Origin of the sequence: Microcoleus sp. Pol1C5 (assembly GCF_036701115.1) — a bacterium.
Classification (GTDB): Bacteria; Cyanobacteriota; Cyanobacteriia; order Cyanobacteriales; family Microcoleaceae; genus Microcoleus.
Map to the genome: position 1 here is coordinate 42,895 of NZ_JAUBQE010000033.1, position 17,115 is coordinate 60,009.

Consider the following 17,115-nt stretch of genomic DNA (forward strand, 5'->3'; position numbering starts at 1 on the left):
ACATTCTCAAATTTTCACTCAAATAATCCCTAGTCTCAAACAAAGCTTAGGCAAAAAATAATTTAACACGCAAATTATAGTGGGAATATACGCAGCAGACGCACCTACTAAAATCCAAGAACTTTCTATTTCCCAGCAAATGATTTTCAATCTTCACCCAAATAATTATTCAATCTAAAATCTAAACTCTAAAATATAAAACCCCATGACTCACGCCAATTACAACCGCAGATTTCGGAGCAATAAACAAGCGACTGTTAGAGTTGCCCCTAAAAAAATTGTTTCCTTTGAACTAGGGAATATTTACTATGCTGTTCCTATTGAACGAGTGGAGCGCATTGTTAAAAACTTTAATGCCTACGGCACTTTACCTAGCGGGAATAGTTTATTGCGGCATCAAGAAGAACTGATTACCATAATTAATTTATCCACAATATTTCCCAGCAGTCCGAGCCTTGCTGAGTGCAAATACCTGATTATTTGTACCTTAAATAAAAGGGATCGGTTAGGGATTCCCCTTCCTGATATGCCAAAAATTTTGGAAATTACCGAAGAAAGCTTCTGCGAGATTCCCGAATTGTACCGTCAACAGCAACTGCCTTCGGTAATAGAAAAGTTAATTCGCGCACCTGATGGTTCCGAAGTTTTTTATCTGAATTTTGATTTATTTAGCGAAATGTAGGGTGTTCACTTTTCGAGGTATTATACCATATAAATGGTATTTATGCAAACAAAAACTTATTGATTTATGAAAAAACTCACAATCATGTCGATCGCCCTACTAATTTTTGCAGCAACTCTCGAACTGCCGAAGGTGGGGCTACAACTAAGTGCGATCGGGCAAATAGAAACACCCCAACCAATCCAAACACCCCAACCAATCCCAACACCCCAACCAATCCCAACACCCCAATCAATCCCAACACCCCAACCAATCCCAACACCCCAACCACAAACACCCCAACCAATCCAAACACCCCAACAAATCCAAACACCCCCAATACAAACACCCCAACCAAAACCAGCCGACCCCAAAAACCTCGGCTACGTCTCCCCAGAATTTGCCGAAAATTTCTCCCAGCAACAAATCGACGAAATCAACGCCAACGTCGAAACGTTGCTGCTAACTCAAAGCTGCTCCCGCTGCGACCTCCGAGCCGTAAAATTAGTTAACATTAACTTAAAAAATCCCATCCTTACAGGAGCAGATTTATCCGATGCCAACCTCAGCGGTAGTCGCTTCGAGATCTCAGATTTTGTCAACACCAATCTAGCTCGCACAAACTTAAGCGGAGCCGAATTAGTAGGAGCGAGAATCAGCAACGCTAACCTCAGAAAAGCTAACTTGACAAAGACAAATCTAGACGGTGCAGACCTGCGATTTTCCGACTTGAGAGATGCCAATCTTTCCGATGCCAACCTCCGCAATGCTAATATAGATGGCGCTAGTATCGATCGAGCAAGTATGGCCGGCACAACAATGCCCGACGGTCGAAAAAATCAATAATACAGCGTCGTTTCGTAGGCGATTGAAATCGATTCTTATCAAACAAAGTCCGGATGGTGCGCGGACTGAATACAATTGAGTAAGGTGCGCAGTGCGCACCCTACTAATGACTAATGACTAATGACTAATGACTGCTGACTCAAACAGCCAAAAACCTCTGAATCACCTCATCACTTAACTCGCTAGTGCTTCCAGAAGCCACAATCCCGCCTTTTTGCATAGCATAATACCAGTCAGCTTGCCGCACAAAATGCAAATGTTGCTCCACCAACAAAACAGAAATTCCCCTAGTTGCAACCACACGGCGCACCGCAGCTTCAATATCTAAAATAATGGATGGTTGAATCCCCTCCGTAGGCTCATCCAAAACCAGCAACTGCGGCTCACCCATCAAAGCCCTAGCAATAGCTAACTGCTGCTGCTGTCCCCCGCTCAAATCGCCTCCGAGGCGATCGAGCATAGTTTTCAAAACCGGAAATAACTCATAAATTTCATCAGGAACTTCAGGATTTTTGATTTTGGTTGGTTTCGCTTCCAAACCTAACAATAAATTTTCTTTCACCGTCAAACGTGGAATGATTTCGCGCCCTTGAGGCACATAACCAATACCTAATCTAGCCCGCTGGTGAGTCAACTTAGAAGCAATAGATTCTCCGCCAAAAGCAATAGTGCCGCTGCGCGGTTGCAGCAACCCCATAATCGTTTTTAGCATAGTAGTTTTGCCCACACCATTGCGGCCGATTAAGCAAACCATTTGCCCCGCCATGACGCTTAAATCGACATCGCGCAAAATGTGACTTTCGCCGTAATAAACATTCAAATTAGAGACTTGTAGCATAGTTTTTAATTGGTAAGTGGGCATGGGAATTGGTAGCAACTAACAAATAACTTCTTCCTTTTTCCTTCTTCCTTCTTCCTTTTTCCTTCTTCTTACTCTTCCTTTTTCCTTCTTCCTTCTTCTTACTCTTCCGGTTTTCCCAAATATACCTCAATTACCCGATCGTCATTTTGCACCTCATCCATAGTCCCCTCGCACAAAACCGCACCCTGATGCAACACCGTAACCTGCCGCGCAATTTGCCGCACAAACTCCATATCGTGTTCAATTACCAACACCGAATGACTTTCCGCCAGCGAAATTAGCAACTCACCAGTTAACATCGTTTCCTCATCCGTCAAACCCGCCACAGGTTCATCTACCAACAACAAATCAGGAGATTGAGCCACCAACATTCCAATTTCCAACCATTGCTTTTCCCCGTGAGAAAGCAAACCAGCCGAAATATCAGCTTTAGCAACTAAACCAATTGTTTCTAACAAACCGGAAACCGTGCGTTTTTCAGCAGCAGAAGCAGGCTTGAACAAAGTAGAAAAAACATTTTTATGGCGGCTGCAAGACAATTCCAAATTTTCGCGTGGCGTTAAATTCAAGTAAACTCGCGGCGTCTGAAACTTGCGACCAATTCCCAAGCGCGAAATCCTATCTTCGGACAACTTGCGTAAATTCTGTCCCTTAAATAACACCCGGCCCTCTGTCGGCTGCACTTTCCCGGTAATCGAATCGAGAAAAGTTGTTTTGCCCGCACCATTGGGCCCAATAATAACTCGTAGTTCGCCCGCATCCATGCTGAAATTTAAACCGTTAATGGCTTTAAAACCATCAAAACTAACAGTCAAGTTTTCTATTTCTAATACTTTGCCATTCATAGCTGATTTTTCCAGGTAGGGTGCGTCAGTTAACAGTCTCTGGGTAAGGCGGAAAATCTGCTGGCTGACGCACCTGACAGCGCTGATTTTCTGTGAGAAGGTGCGTCAGTTAACAGTCTCTGGGTAAGCCGGAAAATCTGCTGGCTGACGCACCCTACACAAGCACATAAATGGTTATTTTACTCTCAACTAAAACTGCTAGAACTGCTCGAAATAGGAGGTGGAGCAGCAGCTAAAATCCGTTCAGCTAACTTCGAGAGTGGCAAACTTTGCACATATACTTTTCCCGGCCCAGTCATCTTTGCCAAAAACAAGCCTTCACCTCCAAACAAAGCATTCTTAAACCCGCCAACAAACTGAATATCGTAATCTACACTCGCTGCAAAAGCTACTAAACAGCCGGTGTCTACTCGCAACACTTCGCCAACTCCTAAATTTTTCTCAACTATTGTTCCTCCCGCATGAACAAAAGCTAGCCCGTCACCCTGCAATTTTTGCAGAATAAAACCTTCTCCGCCAAAGAAACCGGCACCGAGTCGCTTGGTGAATGCTACCTCAATTTCAATGCCGTTGGCTGCACAGAGAAAAGAGTCTTTTTGGCACAAAAATTTACCGCCAAGTTTGCCTAAATCTAGGGGAATTACTTTACCCGGATAGGGGGCGGCAAAAGCGACGCGGGCCTTGCGATTTCCGGCGTTGACAAAGGTGGTAATGAAAAAACCAGCTCCTGTCAGCATCCGTTTGAAACCTTGAAATAAGCCGCCGCCTGTGGATGTTTGCATTTGGATGTCGCCTTCCATGTATGTCATGGTTCCAGCTTCAGCCCTGACGCCTTCTTTGGGGTCGAGTTCAATCTCGATGAGTTGCAAATCGTCGCCGTAAATTTTGTAGTCAATAATATCTGCCATATGTTGCCCCTCAAGTTAAAGAACGAAGCTACTTGCTACGGATATCTAAGTAGGTGGACATATATATTACGTTTCCTCAGACAGAAAGAAACGCAGCGTTTGCCAAGTCTATGACGATTGCTTTGTTTGTCTGTTGCAGGTGACATTTATTTATTTCAGCCTACTTATAAATTACACGATCTTTTTGCACTCAATGTTCAAGTTCTTCTTTTTCGAGCTGCACTTGGGGGTCTTGTTCCAGGCTGGGGTAAGTAGATACGTACTTAGGTTTTCTGAACAGGGCGCGGATTTGGTCGAAACTTTGATCTTGCAGCCATCCGACTATGCCGTCGGGCAGGACGGTTACTACTATTAAGAATAGCGCGCCTTGGAAAAATAGCCACACTTCTGGAAATTGTTCGCTCAAGAAACTCTTGCCAAAGTTGACTAGCAGCGCTCCTAATATTGCTCCAGATAATGTGGCGCGACCTCCCACCGCGACCCAGATTACCATTTCAATTGAAAAGGCAATATCCATTGCTTTTGGCGAAATAATTCCGGTTTGTACGGTAAATAATGCGCCTGCAATCCCGGCTAAACCGGCGGAAATTGCAAAGACTAAAACTTTGTAGCCTGTGGGATTGTAACCTGAGAAACGCAGGCGCACTTCGTCGTCGCGAATGGCTACTAGCAGTCGGCCGAAACGCCCGCTGGTCAACCATCGACACAGGGCGTAAGTTGCTGCTAAAAATAGTATGGTGAGAATGTAGAAAATATATTGAGTATCTCGGTCATTGACTGTGGCTCCGAACAAGGTTTTAAAGTCGGTGAGTCCATTAGTGCCGTTAATCAGTTTTTGCTGACCGTTAAAGAAGTTGAAAAATACAATGGTTGCTGCTTGGGTGAGAATTGAAAAGTAAACGCCTCGAATTCGATTGCGGAATACTAAATAACCTAAAAGTGCGCCCAAGATGGCGGGGATGAGAACTACTGCTAATGCTGAGAAAGGAAATGAATAAAATGGTTGCCAAAACCAGGGGAGTTCGGTAACGCCGTAGAGGTTCATAAATTCTGGCAATTGACTGCTGGCGGTTGGGGGAATTTGCAATTTTAGGTGCATGGCGAAAGCGTAACCGCCGATCGCAAAAAACACCCCATGCCCTAAACTGAGCAAACCCGTGTATCCCCAAATCAAGTCTATGCCGAGGGCGGCAATTGCTAGTGCTAAAAATCGCCCCAATTGATTGAGCCGAACGTCGGGGAGTATTCCTGGGATGAGCAATATGAATGTGAGGGCGATCGCGCTGACAATTGCCGCTTCTTTTAGCCAGGGTTTTTGATGTTTGTTCTGCATTTTTCGGTACACTCGCAGTTGTAATTTTTAATTTTCTACCGTCCGCCCTTTTTGCGGGAAAATCCCTCCCGGCTTCACTTGCAGAAAAGCCATAATTAAGGCGAATACCATTACTTTTGCCATGCTGGTTGTGGCGAAAAATGTGAAGAAGTCGGCTAAAGGCTTGACAGGAGCGAACATTATTGCTAAGGTTCCCGAACCGATCAGGTAATTTGCAGTGCCGATCGCGATCGCAGCAACTACACTCCCCACAATCTTGCCGACACCGCCCACAACCACCACCATAAAGGTATCGACTATATAATTTTGTCCCGTATTTGACCCTACCGAACCGATCAAACTAATTGCGCACCCAGCCACACCTGCCAACCCCGAACCCAAAGCAAAAGTCAGTGCGTCTACTTGTTCGGTAGGAATTCCCAAACACGCACTCATGCTGCGATTTTGCGTCACGGATCTAATCCGCAATCCCCACACAGACTTTTGCAAAAATAGGTAAATTCCTGCCAAACAAATTCCGGTAAGGACAATAATAAAAATTCGGGCGTAGGGCAACTGAAAATTGCCCAGCGGTATGCCGCCCCGCAACCATTGCGGTGCAGTTACGTCCACATTTTGAGCGCCAAACCAAGGTTGAGTTACTGCCAGTTTGTAAGTTTGCCCTACAAAGGCGCTCACAGCCCAGGAAATAGCCAAAGATAAAGGCAAAATTATGGCGATAATTTTGCTGCGAATGCGATCGAAATCCATGCGAGATTTCAGCACCCGCAAACCGCCAAAAAACAGCAAACAAAACACCGCAATCCCAATTACCAGCACCCAACTAACGCTGCGGACAAACTGCTGCAAAATTAAACTTACACCCCAAGTTGCTAGCAAAGTTTCTAGCGGCCGCCCGTAAAGATAGCGAATCACTCCGCGTTCGAGAATTAATCCTACCAAGGCAGCTACTAAAAAAGCTAGGGGAATTGCAAATAAAATATAGGTTTCAAAAGCAAACCCTCCGATACCTTTGAAGACATTTTGCACCACGAAAGTTGTATAAGCCCCCAGCATCATCAACTCGCCATGAGCCATATTAATCACGCCCATTAGCCCGAAAATAATCGCTAGTCCCAGGGCTGCAATTAGTAAAACAGCGCCGATGCTAATACCGTTAAATAAACCATCTAATATCGCCAATTTTGTTACTCCTGCATCAAGTCTGTTAACTTTGTTCGCGGATAATTAGGGGCGGATTTTACCACGTTGGTGTCAACTTAAGCGTCGAGTTTTTCTATAAATTATGCTTAGAGTGAGTATCTCGATACCCCTAAGTCTCCTTTAATCAGGGGGAATTTGAAGGCTCCAGTTCCCCTTGATTAAGGCGGAATTTGAAGAGTCCCGTTCTCCCTGATTAAGGGGAGTAGGGGGTGACGCAAGACCGCTTTTGTCCCCCCCCTATTAATGGTGGCTAGGGGGGATCGAACGATACGTTGCCACCGTTAAAAAAATGGTATTACCTACTTATCAAGCTTTGAATTTTCCACCTTTTGCCGGGTCTGACCAATCGCAAGCAAAGCCTTTGGTTTCCGCGACAAACTGATTCCAAGGCACCGGCTTCACTGCTGCTGGTGTAGCAAAAGCGATGTTAAATAAACCGTCTTCTCTCACTTCGCCCAACCGTACAATTTTAGAAAGGTGATGGTTAACATCCATCGTTACTGTGCCCCCTGGCGCGTCAAAGGTTTGACCCAAAGCTGCTGCCCGCACTTTTTCTAAATCGTCGGCTGTCCCTGCTTTTTCGACGGCTTGCTTCCACAGGTAAACCATGATGTAAGCTGCTTCCATCGGGTCGTTAGTCACTCTATCGTTGCCGTATTTGGCTTTGAAAGCTTGCACAAATTTTGTATTAGTCGGAGATTCGACAGTCATGAAGTAATTCCAGGCGGCGTAATGGCCTTTAAGGTATTCTACGCCGATCGCCTTTACTTCTTCTTCCGCAATACTGACAGACATTGACGGATATTTGTCCGGGCCCAAACCTGCACCCTGCAACTGTTTGAAAAATGCTACGTTGCTGTCGCCGTTGAGGGAATTGAAAATGACGCCCCCGTCTGGCAAAGCTGCCTTAATTTTAGTAATAATTGGCGTAACTTCTGTCCCGCCCAAAGGAATGTAATCTTCACCAACTAATTCGCCACCTTTGGCTGCTAGCTGGGCTTTGATAATGGTATTTGCCGTGCGGGGAAAAACGTAGTCTGACCCGACTAAGAAGAATTTTTTGCCTTTATTTTCTAGCAGCCAGTCAACTGCTGGTTCGATTTGCTGGTTTGGTGCCGCGCCGGTGTAAAAGATATTTTTGGAACACTCTTGACCCTCGTATTGTACGGGATACCAGAGCATATGATTTTTTTCTTCAAATACCGGCAATACTGCTTTGCGGCTGGCGGATGTCCAGCAGCCGAAGACGGTGACAACTTTATCTTGGTCGATCAATTTTTTGGCTTTTTCGGCAAAAGTCGGCCAGTCTGAGTTGCCATCTTCTATTACTGCTTCGATTTGTTTGCCGAGGACACCGCCAGCTTTATTAATTTCATCGATCGCTAATTGTTCGGCATCGACCACGCTTTTTTCGCTGATTGACATCGTGCCGCTCAAGGAATGCAAAATTCCTACTTTGATCGTGTTTCCGCCTCCGGCTGCTGCTGGTGTAGTTCCTGTTGATGTGGGAGAAGCTGCTGGAGTTGCTGTTGGAGTGGGAGTTCTACAAGCTTTGAGAAATAAACTGGATGTCAGGGTAGCAGAACTGTATAAAAGAAATTTCCGCCGATCGAATCGCTTTGTCATTTTTTCTGGTTACTCTTGAATAGATGAGTCAGATGATTGAGAATAATAACACATAGCGACTTGATATTAAGACTCCCTTAATAAGATAGTTGTATTTTTGGATACAAAATTTATTATTAAGTAAATTAATGTTTAAGGAGAATTTGTAACAATTTACAGTACAGTCTCTCAAAAGGGGTGGCATTGCACTGCGCTTTGAGTACGATCGGACTTGTGTAAATCACCCTAATTGTCGAATAACAAATTATTTGTCGCTTGAACAAATTAATGTCGTATGACTACGATGAGCTGAAGTCCTTGCTATCTAAGGATTAGAGCAGCTTTTCTCACACCGAAATTACAGCAGTCACTTGAACACGCTCGTTATTTAAACTTTTGACAACTTCTGTGTCGCTTCTTAAAAAACGGGACTTGCAAAAATTACGGCAGCGTCTAACAAATTAAGCTTGATTTTTTGAAAAAACAGCTTAAAATGTTGATTAGACAATCAAAGTCCTTTTCAGACGTGCTGGTAATAGGAGATTGTACTCGATCGATCTCCGTTGAGGCGATCGCTCCCTTCAAAGCCATTGCAGGAAAGCCAGACGCTTTTTCTTTGGCGCGAGCACCCTCGATCAAATCTCCGAAAGCATCCCGATAACCTACCTCCCACCGTAGAATTCTTCTAAGTTTTGGCGTTCCCAGGGCTGCAACTCTCAACGCCCATCACATTTGCATTTGCCTCAACGTTTTAAATTATTCCGGCTATCGAGACTGTCGCCCCGATTGTATTCAAGCCATACAACAAGTATTGCGGTTAGAGACAAGACAAGGAAGAGAAGGCGAAGCAATTTCTATCTCAACACCGCTGATTGAGCTAAACAAGACAGAAATCATTAAATTAGGCAATAATTGGAGAGTGCCTTCGGAAAAAACTTAGTCTTATGACACCGACGGTGAGGTTGCTTGTGGCGTTTGCGATTCCTGTCACTTACCACGGGCAGCGTTTAAGCAGTTAGGTTTACAATATCCGCTGCCTTACGCTGCTAACCCAAACACCGATCAAAAATTTTCTTAAAGATTTTTCCGCACAGGAGTTTAACCAATGGATAATCTCTTTTAATGAAAGCTTATTCCAAATAGCTTATAATAGTTAGGAAATTTTCAACTGCCACTAAAATTTCTAAAAATTATGAAGCGGCGGCCTTTTGTTGGGTTATCCCTATTGTTTGTAGCAAGCTGTTCTACAACAGTCAATCAATCTAATCGCAGTTCTTCCAATTTAGCCGTAAGTGAACCAGAGACCCTTGAATTTGCCGTAACTGATATTCAGGGAGCAGAAGATTTGCAGCAAAATTATCAAACATTTCGGACTGTTCTTGGGGAAGTTTTGGAGAAAAAAATTGAATTGTTCCCAGTAGATAACTATATAGCAGCAGCCGTAGCTCTCCAGTCGGGTCAGCTAAAATTAGCTCTAACAGGGCCATCTGAATATGTGATTATGCGGGCCCGGACAAATGCTGTTCCAATCATTGCCATCACGCGCCCCAACTATCACTCGCTTATTCTTGTTCCTGCAAATAGCGAGATTAAGTCCCTAGCACAGTTGAAAGGTAAAACAATAGGTATGTGGGAAGTAGGTGCAACTGGCGGTCATCTAGGCCCGATTAAAATTCTCATGGATGCTGGCTTAAATCCCCAATCCGACTTCCAAATCTCAATGTTGGGAAAAAAGGGTTTGGAAGCTATTAAAAAACAACAAGTAGATGCATTAGGAATTGGTTGGAATAGATACAAAGATCTGCTAAAAATAGACGGTTTATCGACCAATGATTTTCGGATTATTGCCACAGGGCTACCCTTACCTAGTGATTTGTTTGTTGCTAGTAGCAACCTACCTAATACTCTTGTGGAAAAAATACGCACTCGCTTGGTAGAAAATCAAGACAAGCTAATTGAAGCCATTTTACTTGGGGAAGCTAATGATAAGTATCAAGGAGCTAAACTGGTGCCAGCAAACGACAGTGATTATAACATGATTCGTGAAGCTTATAAAGCCATTGGTCAGGGTAATGTCTTGTAAGATTGAATTTTATTTAATACCGAATTTGTAGTACATCTTTAGTCCTTAATCCCTAAACTATAGGGAATATAGCCCCTACTACGAATAAAAGACTTTATTTATGTGCATTTACTAATAAAATTTTAAAAATTTAGCTCAGGTTGCTAGTATGCAAAAATTTGAACAGCGAGAAAATGGCGCGGTAAAATTCCCCAATCTTACCCTAAATAGACGGAAAAATAAAGCCGCTGTCACAGAAGGCGATACGGAAGGCGATCGCGATCTCAAAACTTCTGTCCAAAAAACTCCCTTGACTGGTATTAACCGCTTCATTTCTGGCTTAAGCATTGCCCAAAAAATTACTTATGGCTACTCGCTAGCAATTGGAATAGCCGTACTAGGAACCACAGGGGGAATGCTCTGTGGAGACTATTACCAAAAGCAAGCTTTCCAAGCTCTAACCTTCGCTGATGAGCAACAACATTTGCTCAGCAATTTAGAATATTCCGTGCAAGCACTGCAGTCACATCCCAAACGCTTAATCTCAGTTTTGGGAGATTCAATCTGGTTTGAATATGAAACTGCTAAGTTCTTAAAAGATGTGGATCTAGTCAAAAAAAATATTGCAGAACTAGCTTTTTTTACAGAAGAACATTCCACAGAATTAGCAGTTAATTCTTCTGAATTAAAGGAACTGTTAAACGGTTACACAACTGCGACAGATTCGTATTCTCAATTGCTCAAATCTTTTTGGCAAAAAATAGCTTTTTCCTCACTAAAACCAGAGGAAGTTAAAGATGCACAGCAGCAAGTATTGGATTTAATTAGAGGGGATAAAGCAGTTAAGCTCGATGTGAAGTTTGAGCGGCTGTCAGAGAGTTTGAGCTTGATGACACAAGTAGCTAAGGCACAGCAGGGACAAGCTTACATTAATTTTAATAGAGCTGAGGAATTGCGAGTGCAAATCATCGTAGGGAGTATGTTAGTGTCAGCCGCGATCGCTATTTTTCTAGCCATCTGTACCAGCCGCGCGATCGCCCTTCCTCTCCAAGCGGTAACCACGGTAGCTAAAACTATTACTCAACAAGCAAATTTTGATTTGCAAGTACCTGTCACCACAGAAGATGAAGTGGGCACCTTAGCCAAATCCATCAATCAATTAGTTGAATGGGTAGCAGAATACACCCATGAATTAGAACAGGCTCGCCAAACTTTAGAAGATCGAGTAGAACAAAGAACAGAAGAACTTACAGCAGCCCTTCACGAACTCAAACACACCCAAATCCAGTTAATTCAAACCGAAAAAATGTCCAGTTTAGGTCAGATGGTGGCAGGAGTAGCCCATGAAATAAACAACCCTGTTAACTTTATTCACGGCAACCTAGAATATGCTAACGAGTATATTATAAATTTGCTAAATTTACTTAGTCTCTATCAGCAGGAATACCCGCAACAAACAGAGGCGATCGCAGAAGAAATCGCAGAGATAGAACTAGACTTTCTCAGAGAAGATTTACTAAAACTGCTTGAATCTATGAAAATCGGTTCAGAACGCATCAGGCAAATAGTTTTGTCTTTGCGAAACTTCTCTCGTTTAGATGAAGCTCAAATGAAATTAGTTGATATCCATGAAGGCATTGACAATACACTATTGATTTTGAGCAGTCGCCTCAAGCAGGGAATTGAAGTTATCAAAAACTATGGAGAATTGCCCGAAATAGAGTGTTATCCAGCGCAGCTAAATCAAGTATTTATGAATATTCTAGTAAATGCGATAGATGCACTCGAAGAATCAGGGGATAACTATAAAAAAAGTAAAATTCCTCAGATTTTAATTCAGACGCAAAAGTTGGACAGTAGCCAAATTCTGGTGCGAATTAGCGATAACGGCCCTGGCATTTCACTAGCAATCCAAAGCAAGCTATTTGACCCATTTTTTACAACTAAAGAACCAGGAAAAGGCACGGGTATTGGTCTGGCAATTTGCTACCAGATTGTGGAAAAACATCGGGGAAAAATACAGGTAATTTCATCTTTGGGAAGGGGAGCAGAGTTTGCAATCACACTCCCCGCCTCCTCTCAAACTTGAAGCTAGATATTGTCTATAACGACAAATAATTTCTTATTTGACATATATTCGACATATGGAGAATAGCGGACTCGAACCGCTGGCCTCTGCGGTGCGATCGCAGCGCTCTACCAACTGAGCTAATTCCCCTGATTTAGTTTTAATTTAGCATTTTAGATGCCGGATTGCCGAATCTAAAAGGCTTACAGGTCTTGCTTGCTCTCACGTTCGCAGACCGTCACTTACACTAGCACGTAACTGCTAAAAACGTCAAGTGTTTTCCGCAGCCGGCTCAGTGGGAGCGATCGAGCAAAGTGCGGCCACTCTGTCCAACTCTAAATCAGCAAAATAGTCCACCGTCCAATTAGCTTGGCGCTGGATCATGTGAAACGGGTAAGTATGAGTCACACCCGCTACCTGAATGCCCGCTTTTTTCGCTGCTTCAATCCCCGCAAAAGTATCTTCTAGCGCCAAACACTCGATCGGTTGCAGGTTAAATTCGGGATATTTCTGGTTGAGAAGTTCGACAGCCAATAGATAGCCGTCAGGTGCTGGTTTGCTCGCCGTCAAGTCGTCACCTGCGACAATTAACTCAAAGTTTGCTGCCAAACCGGCCCGATCTAACACCAATTCTATCTCCGATCGCATTGCCCCGCTAACTACGGCCATTTTCAATCCGGCGACCCGAATTTTGTCAATAAATTCTGCCAAACCGGGATAAATCGGCAGTTTCTCCAAAGTATCTATTTGAGCTTTGTAAGCTTGGGCCTTGCGCTGCAGCAGTCGATCGAGATATGTTTCTGTTAGATATCGTCCTCGGCGCTTGAGCAGTTCGGTAATGCAAGCGCGATCGCTTTTTCCCAAACAAACTTCTCGAAACTCCCCACGTTTGAGCTGGAGATTTTCATCGAGCATCAACTGATCGATTATTTTCTCGTGAATTGGCTCATCATTAACAATCACGCCATTAAAATCAAATAAAACTGCTTTGAGAGTCATTAGTTATGATTTATTAGTTATGAGTTATTAGTTATTAGTTATGAGTTATTAGTTATTAGTTATTATTCAGTCCGCGAAGGCGGACTTTGTTTCTGTAGCCCCGACTTGCAGTCGGTAGTTATTTTAGTCGGCAGTGATTATGTAAATCAAGCAGGAGCTGGAATGCCCGGTAAATCGCCATCAAAATCAGGAGTTCGATCGCCCAAATTCCACCCCCTCGCCACCGGCACCTGTTCCAAATCTTCCCCAGGCAAAGGTTTCACGCCCTGCGTCACCTGATTCACCCACCAGTGTTCGTGAGTTTGCACCGCCGCGAATCCAGCCGCCCCCGCCCAAGCATCAAGGCTGCCAGCCGCGTAAGACTTAATATAAGGCTCCTCAAAGATATCAGTCAGCCACTCTGTCTGCCGCAAAGTTTTTTGATTTCCATCCAAAATTGCCACTTGTCCCCCAACCTTCAGCAGTCGGAAGCTTTCTCGCAAAATTGCCCGCGATACAGCAGGTGGCGTCTCGTGAAACAGCAAGGAAGCTGCCACTAAATCGAAGCTGGCATCGGGAAAAGCAACGCTTTCGGCATTTCCGTGCAACCACTGAATATTTAAGCCTGCTTTTTGCGCTTTCATGTCGGCAACTACCAGCATATAAGGCGACAAGTCCAAGCCGACAACTTCCGCTTGTGGAAAAGCTTGCTTGAGCATGAGTGTTGTCGAACCCGTGCCACATCCCAAATCGATGATTCGGCGCGGTTTCACCCGCACAGCGTCAATTAAGCCTTGCCTGACGACTGTTTCGTGGGGAGGCAAAACATATTGCGTGATCGGATCGTAGGAAACGGCGGCACTGGGGTTGAGGTAGCCACCTTTAATGCCGTGAAAGTTTTGGCTGCTGTAATATTCGGGATAAACTAAGTTGGGTTGTCGGTAGCGATCGCCCGCTGTTTCCCAGTCGATACTTTCGTAGAGTCGTTTCAGTGCTTCTTCGTCGATCGCCAGTCGAATCAGGGGCGACAAAAAGCGCTCGAAAATTGTATCCTTGCCAACAGCCATAAAACACCTTTAACAAAAACTCTTCTAATTTTAGCCAACGGCCGTCAACTTAGCATTAATTAAAACTTTTTGTCCCCTCGAACCTCTATCCCTTACCTCGGTTACCAAATCCGTGGGCTTCCTTTCCCACTTTCTTCTTATACCAGTTTTTATAAAAAATGCAACTGTATACCAGCTTCAAAAGCTTGTTCGATCGGGTATTCCCAAATCTAAAATCTAAAATCTAAAATGGTATTATTTCCCGTTACTAATAGGAACTTTTACCAAAAACTCCGTGCCGCCGCCCGAAGGTTTAGAAATTTCGATGCTGCCACCGTGTCCGTCCACTATAATTTTGTAGCTAATTGCTAACCCCAAACCAGTGCCTTTGCCCACGGGTTTGGTAGTAAAAAATGGGTTATAAATTTGGTCTTTAACGCTGTCGGGAATGCCTGGGCCGTTGTCGGCGATCGCCACTTTCAGAAATTTACCGCCATGTTCGCGAACTACTCCTGTGGAAATAGTAATAATTTTATCCAGGCGATCTATCTCGTTCAAGGCATCGATCGCATTGCTCAGCAAGTTCATAAATACCTGATTTAGCTGAGAGGGATAGCATTCGACTGAAGGCACTTTTCCGTATTTCTTGACTATATAGATTCTATTTTTGATGCGGTTGGAAAGCAACAGCAAGGTATTTTCTATACCTTCGTGAATATCCGCCTGCTTTTTTTCAGATTCATCAAGGCGAGAAAAATTACGCAAAGAAAGAACGATGCTGCGAATACGTTCGGTTCCTATTTTCATAGAATCCAATATATGTGGCAAATCTTCCTCGATAAATTCTAACTCAATTTCTTCGGTGAAATCTGCGATTTCCTGGGGAACCTCTGGGAAGGCTTCTTTGTATAAACTCACCAACTCTAATAAATCTTTAGTATATTTGCTGGTGTGAGGCAGATTAGCCGAAATGAAGTTAACGGGGTTGTTAATTTCGTGCGCTATTCCCGCCACCATTTGACCTAGGGATGACATTTTTTCGCTCTGCACCAAATGAGTTTGAGTTTTTTTCAGTTCATTTAAGGCACTATTAAGCAGTTTTACTTGGTCTTGGGTTTGACTGTAAAGGTGAGCTTGAGTAATTGCGATCGCCAATTGGTCTGCCACAGCTTTTAATAGTTGGATTTCCTCCCGGCTCCAAAGCCAATGACTAACGTGGCTGCAAATTAAATAACCCTGCGGCTGGTTTTGAGTGTGGACAGGAACCGCTAAATAGCTATTAGCTTTAATTTCGGTCGTTTGAGCTGCACCCTCCGCCCAAGTGTCCCTCGAAAGAATAATTGGCTCGCATTCGCCACTCGGTATTGACAAATTTCCGACCAAGTAAGACTCAAACTTCTTAGCGGGCGTCGAACAATCAGATGGGCAACATTCCCATAGGATGTGTAACATTTGTTCTTTGGGTTTGTACCACCCAAAAGCCGCCCGTTCTAGGTGCAGTAAACTTACTATTTCTTCGACTGTACTTTCCACAATCTTGTCTAATTCCAGGGAAGCGCGAATGCGTCCGGCAATCCGGTTGAGCATGGCTTCTCGCTCCGCTTGAGCGCGATTGTTTTCGGAGGAGTAAATTAGCCAAATTGCTGCTAGCATTGCCGGGATGAGCAGTCCGGCGACTACGGATGTCAGCAAATTTAATGCTTGCAGTTGGGATTCAATATTTTCGCGGGGAATTACTAAAGCCATCGACCAGTTAACTTCCTTGAGGGGAGCATAGGCCACATACACCCATTTGTTATCTATTTTTACCAGTTCGATGTTCTTCTGGCGGTCGATCATGTGCCGCGCAATTGTGGAGAGTGCGGGGTCTTGTGACTTTAAAAAGCTTGGGGCCGGCCAGTCGATATTTCCGATTAAGTTATTGTTGGGATGAACAATTGGCACTCCTTGTGAATTGAGCGCAAAAGCATAACTGTCGGAACCGTACTGCAAGCTGTTAGCGACAGATGTTACTCGGTCTAATTTAATGCTGCCCGATAGGGCTCCAATTACTTTATTAGGAGCGGGAGGTAAGGCCCAAATAGGAGCTGAAATGATGATCGTCGGAACTTTTGTACTGCGGCCTATCAGCGGGTCGGAAACGTTGAGCTGCCCTGCCATTGCTTTTTTAAAGTGTTGGCGGTCTTTGCTATTCGCGCGGTTACCTAGAGTGTTGATAAATGAGCCGTCGGATTGAGTTAATGACAGGATGAAATACTCTTTTAACCTGTATATTTCTCCTTGCAACCTGGGTTCGACTAATTTCCAATTGAGAGTGCTAACCGTAGGATCGTAAGCAAGGGTTTCTATTTCTGCTTTGCGAGTGCTGAGCCAGCGGTCGATTTCGTCAGTGCCTTTTTCTAGTTTTAATAGTGCTATTTCCTTTAAATTGTCGAGGATTAGCCCGCGCACAAAAAAATAGCTGATGCAAGCAGTTGTGCTAATGGTTAAAGCCGTGGTGGCCAGAATTAGCAGGGTCAGCAAATGGCGGCGCTGCCGTCTGTGCTGCCAAAGACTATGCGCTTGCTGCCACCGCGATTGAGCAGAACTACTGATGTTGTCCCAAAAGTGGCGCAGCTTTTTTGCTTGGTGGGGTGGCGGCGCAGACACAGATCCGGCTTGATTTGCTGGGTTTTGCATCATCAAATGTTCTCTCCGA

15 protein-coding genes and 1 tRNA gene are annotated in these 17,115 nt (G+C 44.1%); 6 read left to right on the forward strand and 10 right to left on the reverse strand.

The features are described 5' to 3' along the window. The first annotated feature begins 205 nt into the window (after window positions 1–205). Window positions 206–682, forward strand: a complete 477-nt coding sequence (locus QUA23_RS18790; protein WP_333075859.1) for a chemotaxis protein CheW — start codon at window positions 206–208, stop codon at window positions 680–682. Window positions 683–748: 66 nt separating this feature from the next. Then, complete coding sequence (locus QUA23_RS18795; protein WP_333075857.1) at window positions 749–1,507, forward strand: pentapeptide repeat-containing protein; 759 nt, start codon at window positions 749–751, stop codon at window positions 1,505–1,507. A gap of 139 nt (window positions 1,508–1,646) precedes the next feature. Here the strand turns inward: QUA23_RS18795 and urtE are convergent, their stop codons facing one another. From urtE to urtA, 6 genes are all read right to left on the reverse strand, one after another. Beyond that, the gene (gene urtE / locus QUA23_RS18800; protein WP_333075855.1) at window positions 1,647–2,345 is read right to left on the reverse strand and encodes an urea ABC transporter ATP-binding subunit UrtE; all 699 of its coding nucleotides are present in this window, start codon (window positions 2,343–2,345) and stop codon (window positions 1,647–1,649) included. 122 nt (window positions 2,346–2,467) lie between these two features. Then, a complete protein-coding gene (gene urtD / locus QUA23_RS18805; RefSeq protein WP_333062859.1) occupies window positions 2,468–3,214 on the reverse strand; it encodes an urea ABC transporter ATP-binding protein UrtD in 747 nt (248 codons plus the stop codon). Between the two features lie 185 nt (window positions 3,215–3,399). Beyond that, entirely contained in the window at window positions 3,400–4,122 is a 723-nt protein-coding gene (locus tag QUA23_RS18810; RefSeq protein WP_333075854.1) for a TIGR00266 family protein, read from the reverse strand. A gap of 190 nt (window positions 4,123–4,312) precedes the next feature. Continuing rightward, window positions 4,313–5,455 (reverse strand): urea ABC transporter permease subunit UrtC, encoded by a 1,143-nt coding sequence (gene urtC / locus QUA23_RS18815; RefSeq protein WP_333075852.1) that lies wholly within the window; start codon window positions 5,453–5,455, stop codon window positions 4,313–4,315. Between the two features lie 27 nt (window positions 5,456–5,482). Continuing rightward, on the reverse strand, window positions 5,483–6,637 hold the full coding sequence (locus tag QUA23_RS18820) for an ABC transporter permease subunit (protein WP_333075851.1): 1,155 nt from the start codon (window positions 6,635–6,637) through the stop codon (window positions 5,483–5,485). 327 nt (window positions 6,638–6,964) lie between these two features. After that, window positions 6,965–8,284 carry an urea ABC transporter substrate-binding protein gene (urtA, locus tag QUA23_RS18825; RefSeq protein WP_333075850.1) on the reverse strand — a complete coding sequence of 440 codons (1,320 nt, stop codon included), beginning with the start codon at window positions 8,282–8,284 and terminating at the stop codon, window positions 6,965–6,967. Between the two features lie 472 nt (window positions 8,285–8,756). Here urtA and QUA23_RS18830 point away from each other — a divergent pair, with 472 nt between their 5' ends. From QUA23_RS18830 to QUA23_RS18845, 4 genes are all read left to right on the forward strand, one after another. Continuing rightward, entirely contained in the window at window positions 8,757–8,924 is a 168-nt protein-coding gene (locus QUA23_RS18830) for a hypothetical protein (protein ID WP_333075849.1), read from the forward strand. 75 nt (window positions 8,925–8,999) lie between these two features. After that, window positions 9,000–9,203: a 7-cyano-7-deazaguanine synthase gene (locus tag QUA23_RS18835; protein ID WP_333093867.1), complete on the forward strand. Its 204-nt coding sequence runs from the start codon at window positions 9,000–9,002 to the stop codon at window positions 9,201–9,203. A gap of 252 nt (window positions 9,204–9,455) precedes the next feature. Further along, window positions 9,456–10,346 carry a phosphate/phosphite/phosphonate ABC transporter substrate-binding protein gene (locus tag QUA23_RS18840; protein WP_333075848.1) on the forward strand — a complete coding sequence of 297 codons (891 nt, stop codon included), beginning with the start codon at window positions 9,456–9,458 and terminating at the stop codon, window positions 10,344–10,346. Between the two features lie 148 nt (window positions 10,347–10,494). Continuing rightward, window positions 10,495–12,414 (forward strand): ATP-binding protein, encoded by a 1,920-nt coding sequence (locus tag QUA23_RS18845; protein ID WP_333075847.1) that lies wholly within the window; start codon window positions 10,495–10,497, stop codon window positions 12,412–12,414. A 56-nt stretch (window positions 12,415–12,470) separates the two neighbouring features. Here the strand turns inward: QUA23_RS18845 and QUA23_RS18850 are convergent. The 4 genes from QUA23_RS18850 to QUA23_RS18865 all read right to left on the reverse strand — a co-directional run bounded on the left by QUA23_RS18850 (window position 12,471) and on the right by QUA23_RS18865 (window position 17,099). Next, window positions 12,471–12,543, reverse strand: a tRNA-Ala gene (locus tag QUA23_RS18850). Window positions 12,544–12,663: 120 nt separating this feature from the next. After that, the gene (locus QUA23_RS18855) at window positions 12,664–13,392 is read right to left on the reverse strand and encodes an HAD family phosphatase (RefSeq protein WP_333075846.1); all 729 of its coding nucleotides are present in this window, start codon (window positions 13,390–13,392) and stop codon (window positions 12,664–12,666) included. Window positions 13,393–13,538: 146 nt separating this feature from the next. Further along, complete coding sequence (locus tag QUA23_RS18860) at window positions 13,539–14,438, reverse strand: methyltransferase domain-containing protein (protein ID WP_333075845.1); 900 nt, start codon at window positions 14,436–14,438, stop codon at window positions 13,539–13,541. Between the two features lie 234 nt (window positions 14,439–14,672). Then, window positions 14,673–17,099 carry an ATP-binding protein gene (locus tag QUA23_RS18865; protein WP_333093864.1) on the reverse strand — a complete coding sequence of 809 codons (2,427 nt, stop codon included), beginning with the start codon at window positions 17,097–17,099 and terminating at the stop codon, window positions 14,673–14,675. Window positions 17,100–17,115: the final 16 nt, after the last annotated feature.

Excerpts from the sequence above, each read along its gene's own strand:
- QUA23_RS18855 (WP_333075846.1), bottom strand. The coding sequence starts at position 13,392 with ATGACTCTCAAAGCAGTTTTATTTGATTTTAATGGCGTGATTGTTAAT.
- urtC (WP_333075852.1), bottom strand. The coding sequence starts at position 5,455 with ATGCAGAACAAACATCAAAAACCCTGGCTAAAAGAAGCGGCAATTGTC.
- urtE (WP_333075855.1), bottom strand. The coding sequence starts at position 2,345 with ATGCTACAAGTCTCTAATTTGAATGTTTATTACGGCGAAAGTCACATT.
- QUA23_RS18810 (WP_333075854.1), bottom strand. The coding sequence starts at position 4,122 with ATGGCAGATATTATTGACTACAAAATTTACGGCGACGATTTGCAACTC.
- urtA (WP_333075850.1), bottom strand. The coding sequence starts at position 8,284 with ATGACAAAGCGATTCGATCGGCGGAAATTTCTTTTATACAGTTCTGCT.
- QUA23_RS18840 (WP_333075848.1), top strand. The coding sequence starts at position 9,456 with ATGAAGCGGCGGCCTTTTGTTGGGTTATCCCTATTGTTTGTAGCAAGC.
- QUA23_RS18865 (WP_333093864.1), bottom strand. The coding sequence starts at position 17,099 with ATGATGCAAAACCCAGCAAATCAAGCCGGATCTGTGTCTGCGCCGCCA.
- QUA23_RS18790 (WP_333075859.1), top strand. The coding sequence starts at position 206 with ATGACTCACGCCAATTACAACCGCAGATTTCGGAGCAATAAACAAGCG.
- urtD (WP_333062859.1), bottom strand. The coding sequence starts at position 3,214 with ATGAATGGCAAAGTATTAGAAATAGAAAACTTGACTGTTAGTTTTGAT.
- QUA23_RS18845 (WP_333075847.1), top strand. The coding sequence starts at position 10,495 with ATGCAAAAATTTGAACAGCGAGAAAATGGCGCGGTAAAATTCCCCAAT.
- QUA23_RS18795 (WP_333075857.1), top strand. The coding sequence starts at position 749 with ATGAAAAAACTCACAATCATGTCGATCGCCCTACTAATTTTTGCAGCA.
- QUA23_RS18830 (WP_333075849.1), top strand. The coding sequence starts at position 8,757 with ATGTTGATTAGACAATCAAAGTCCTTTTCAGACGTGCTGGTAATAGGA.
- QUA23_RS18860 (WP_333075845.1), bottom strand. The coding sequence starts at position 14,438 with ATGGCTGTTGGCAAGGATACAATTTTCGAGCGCTTTTTGTCGCCCCTG.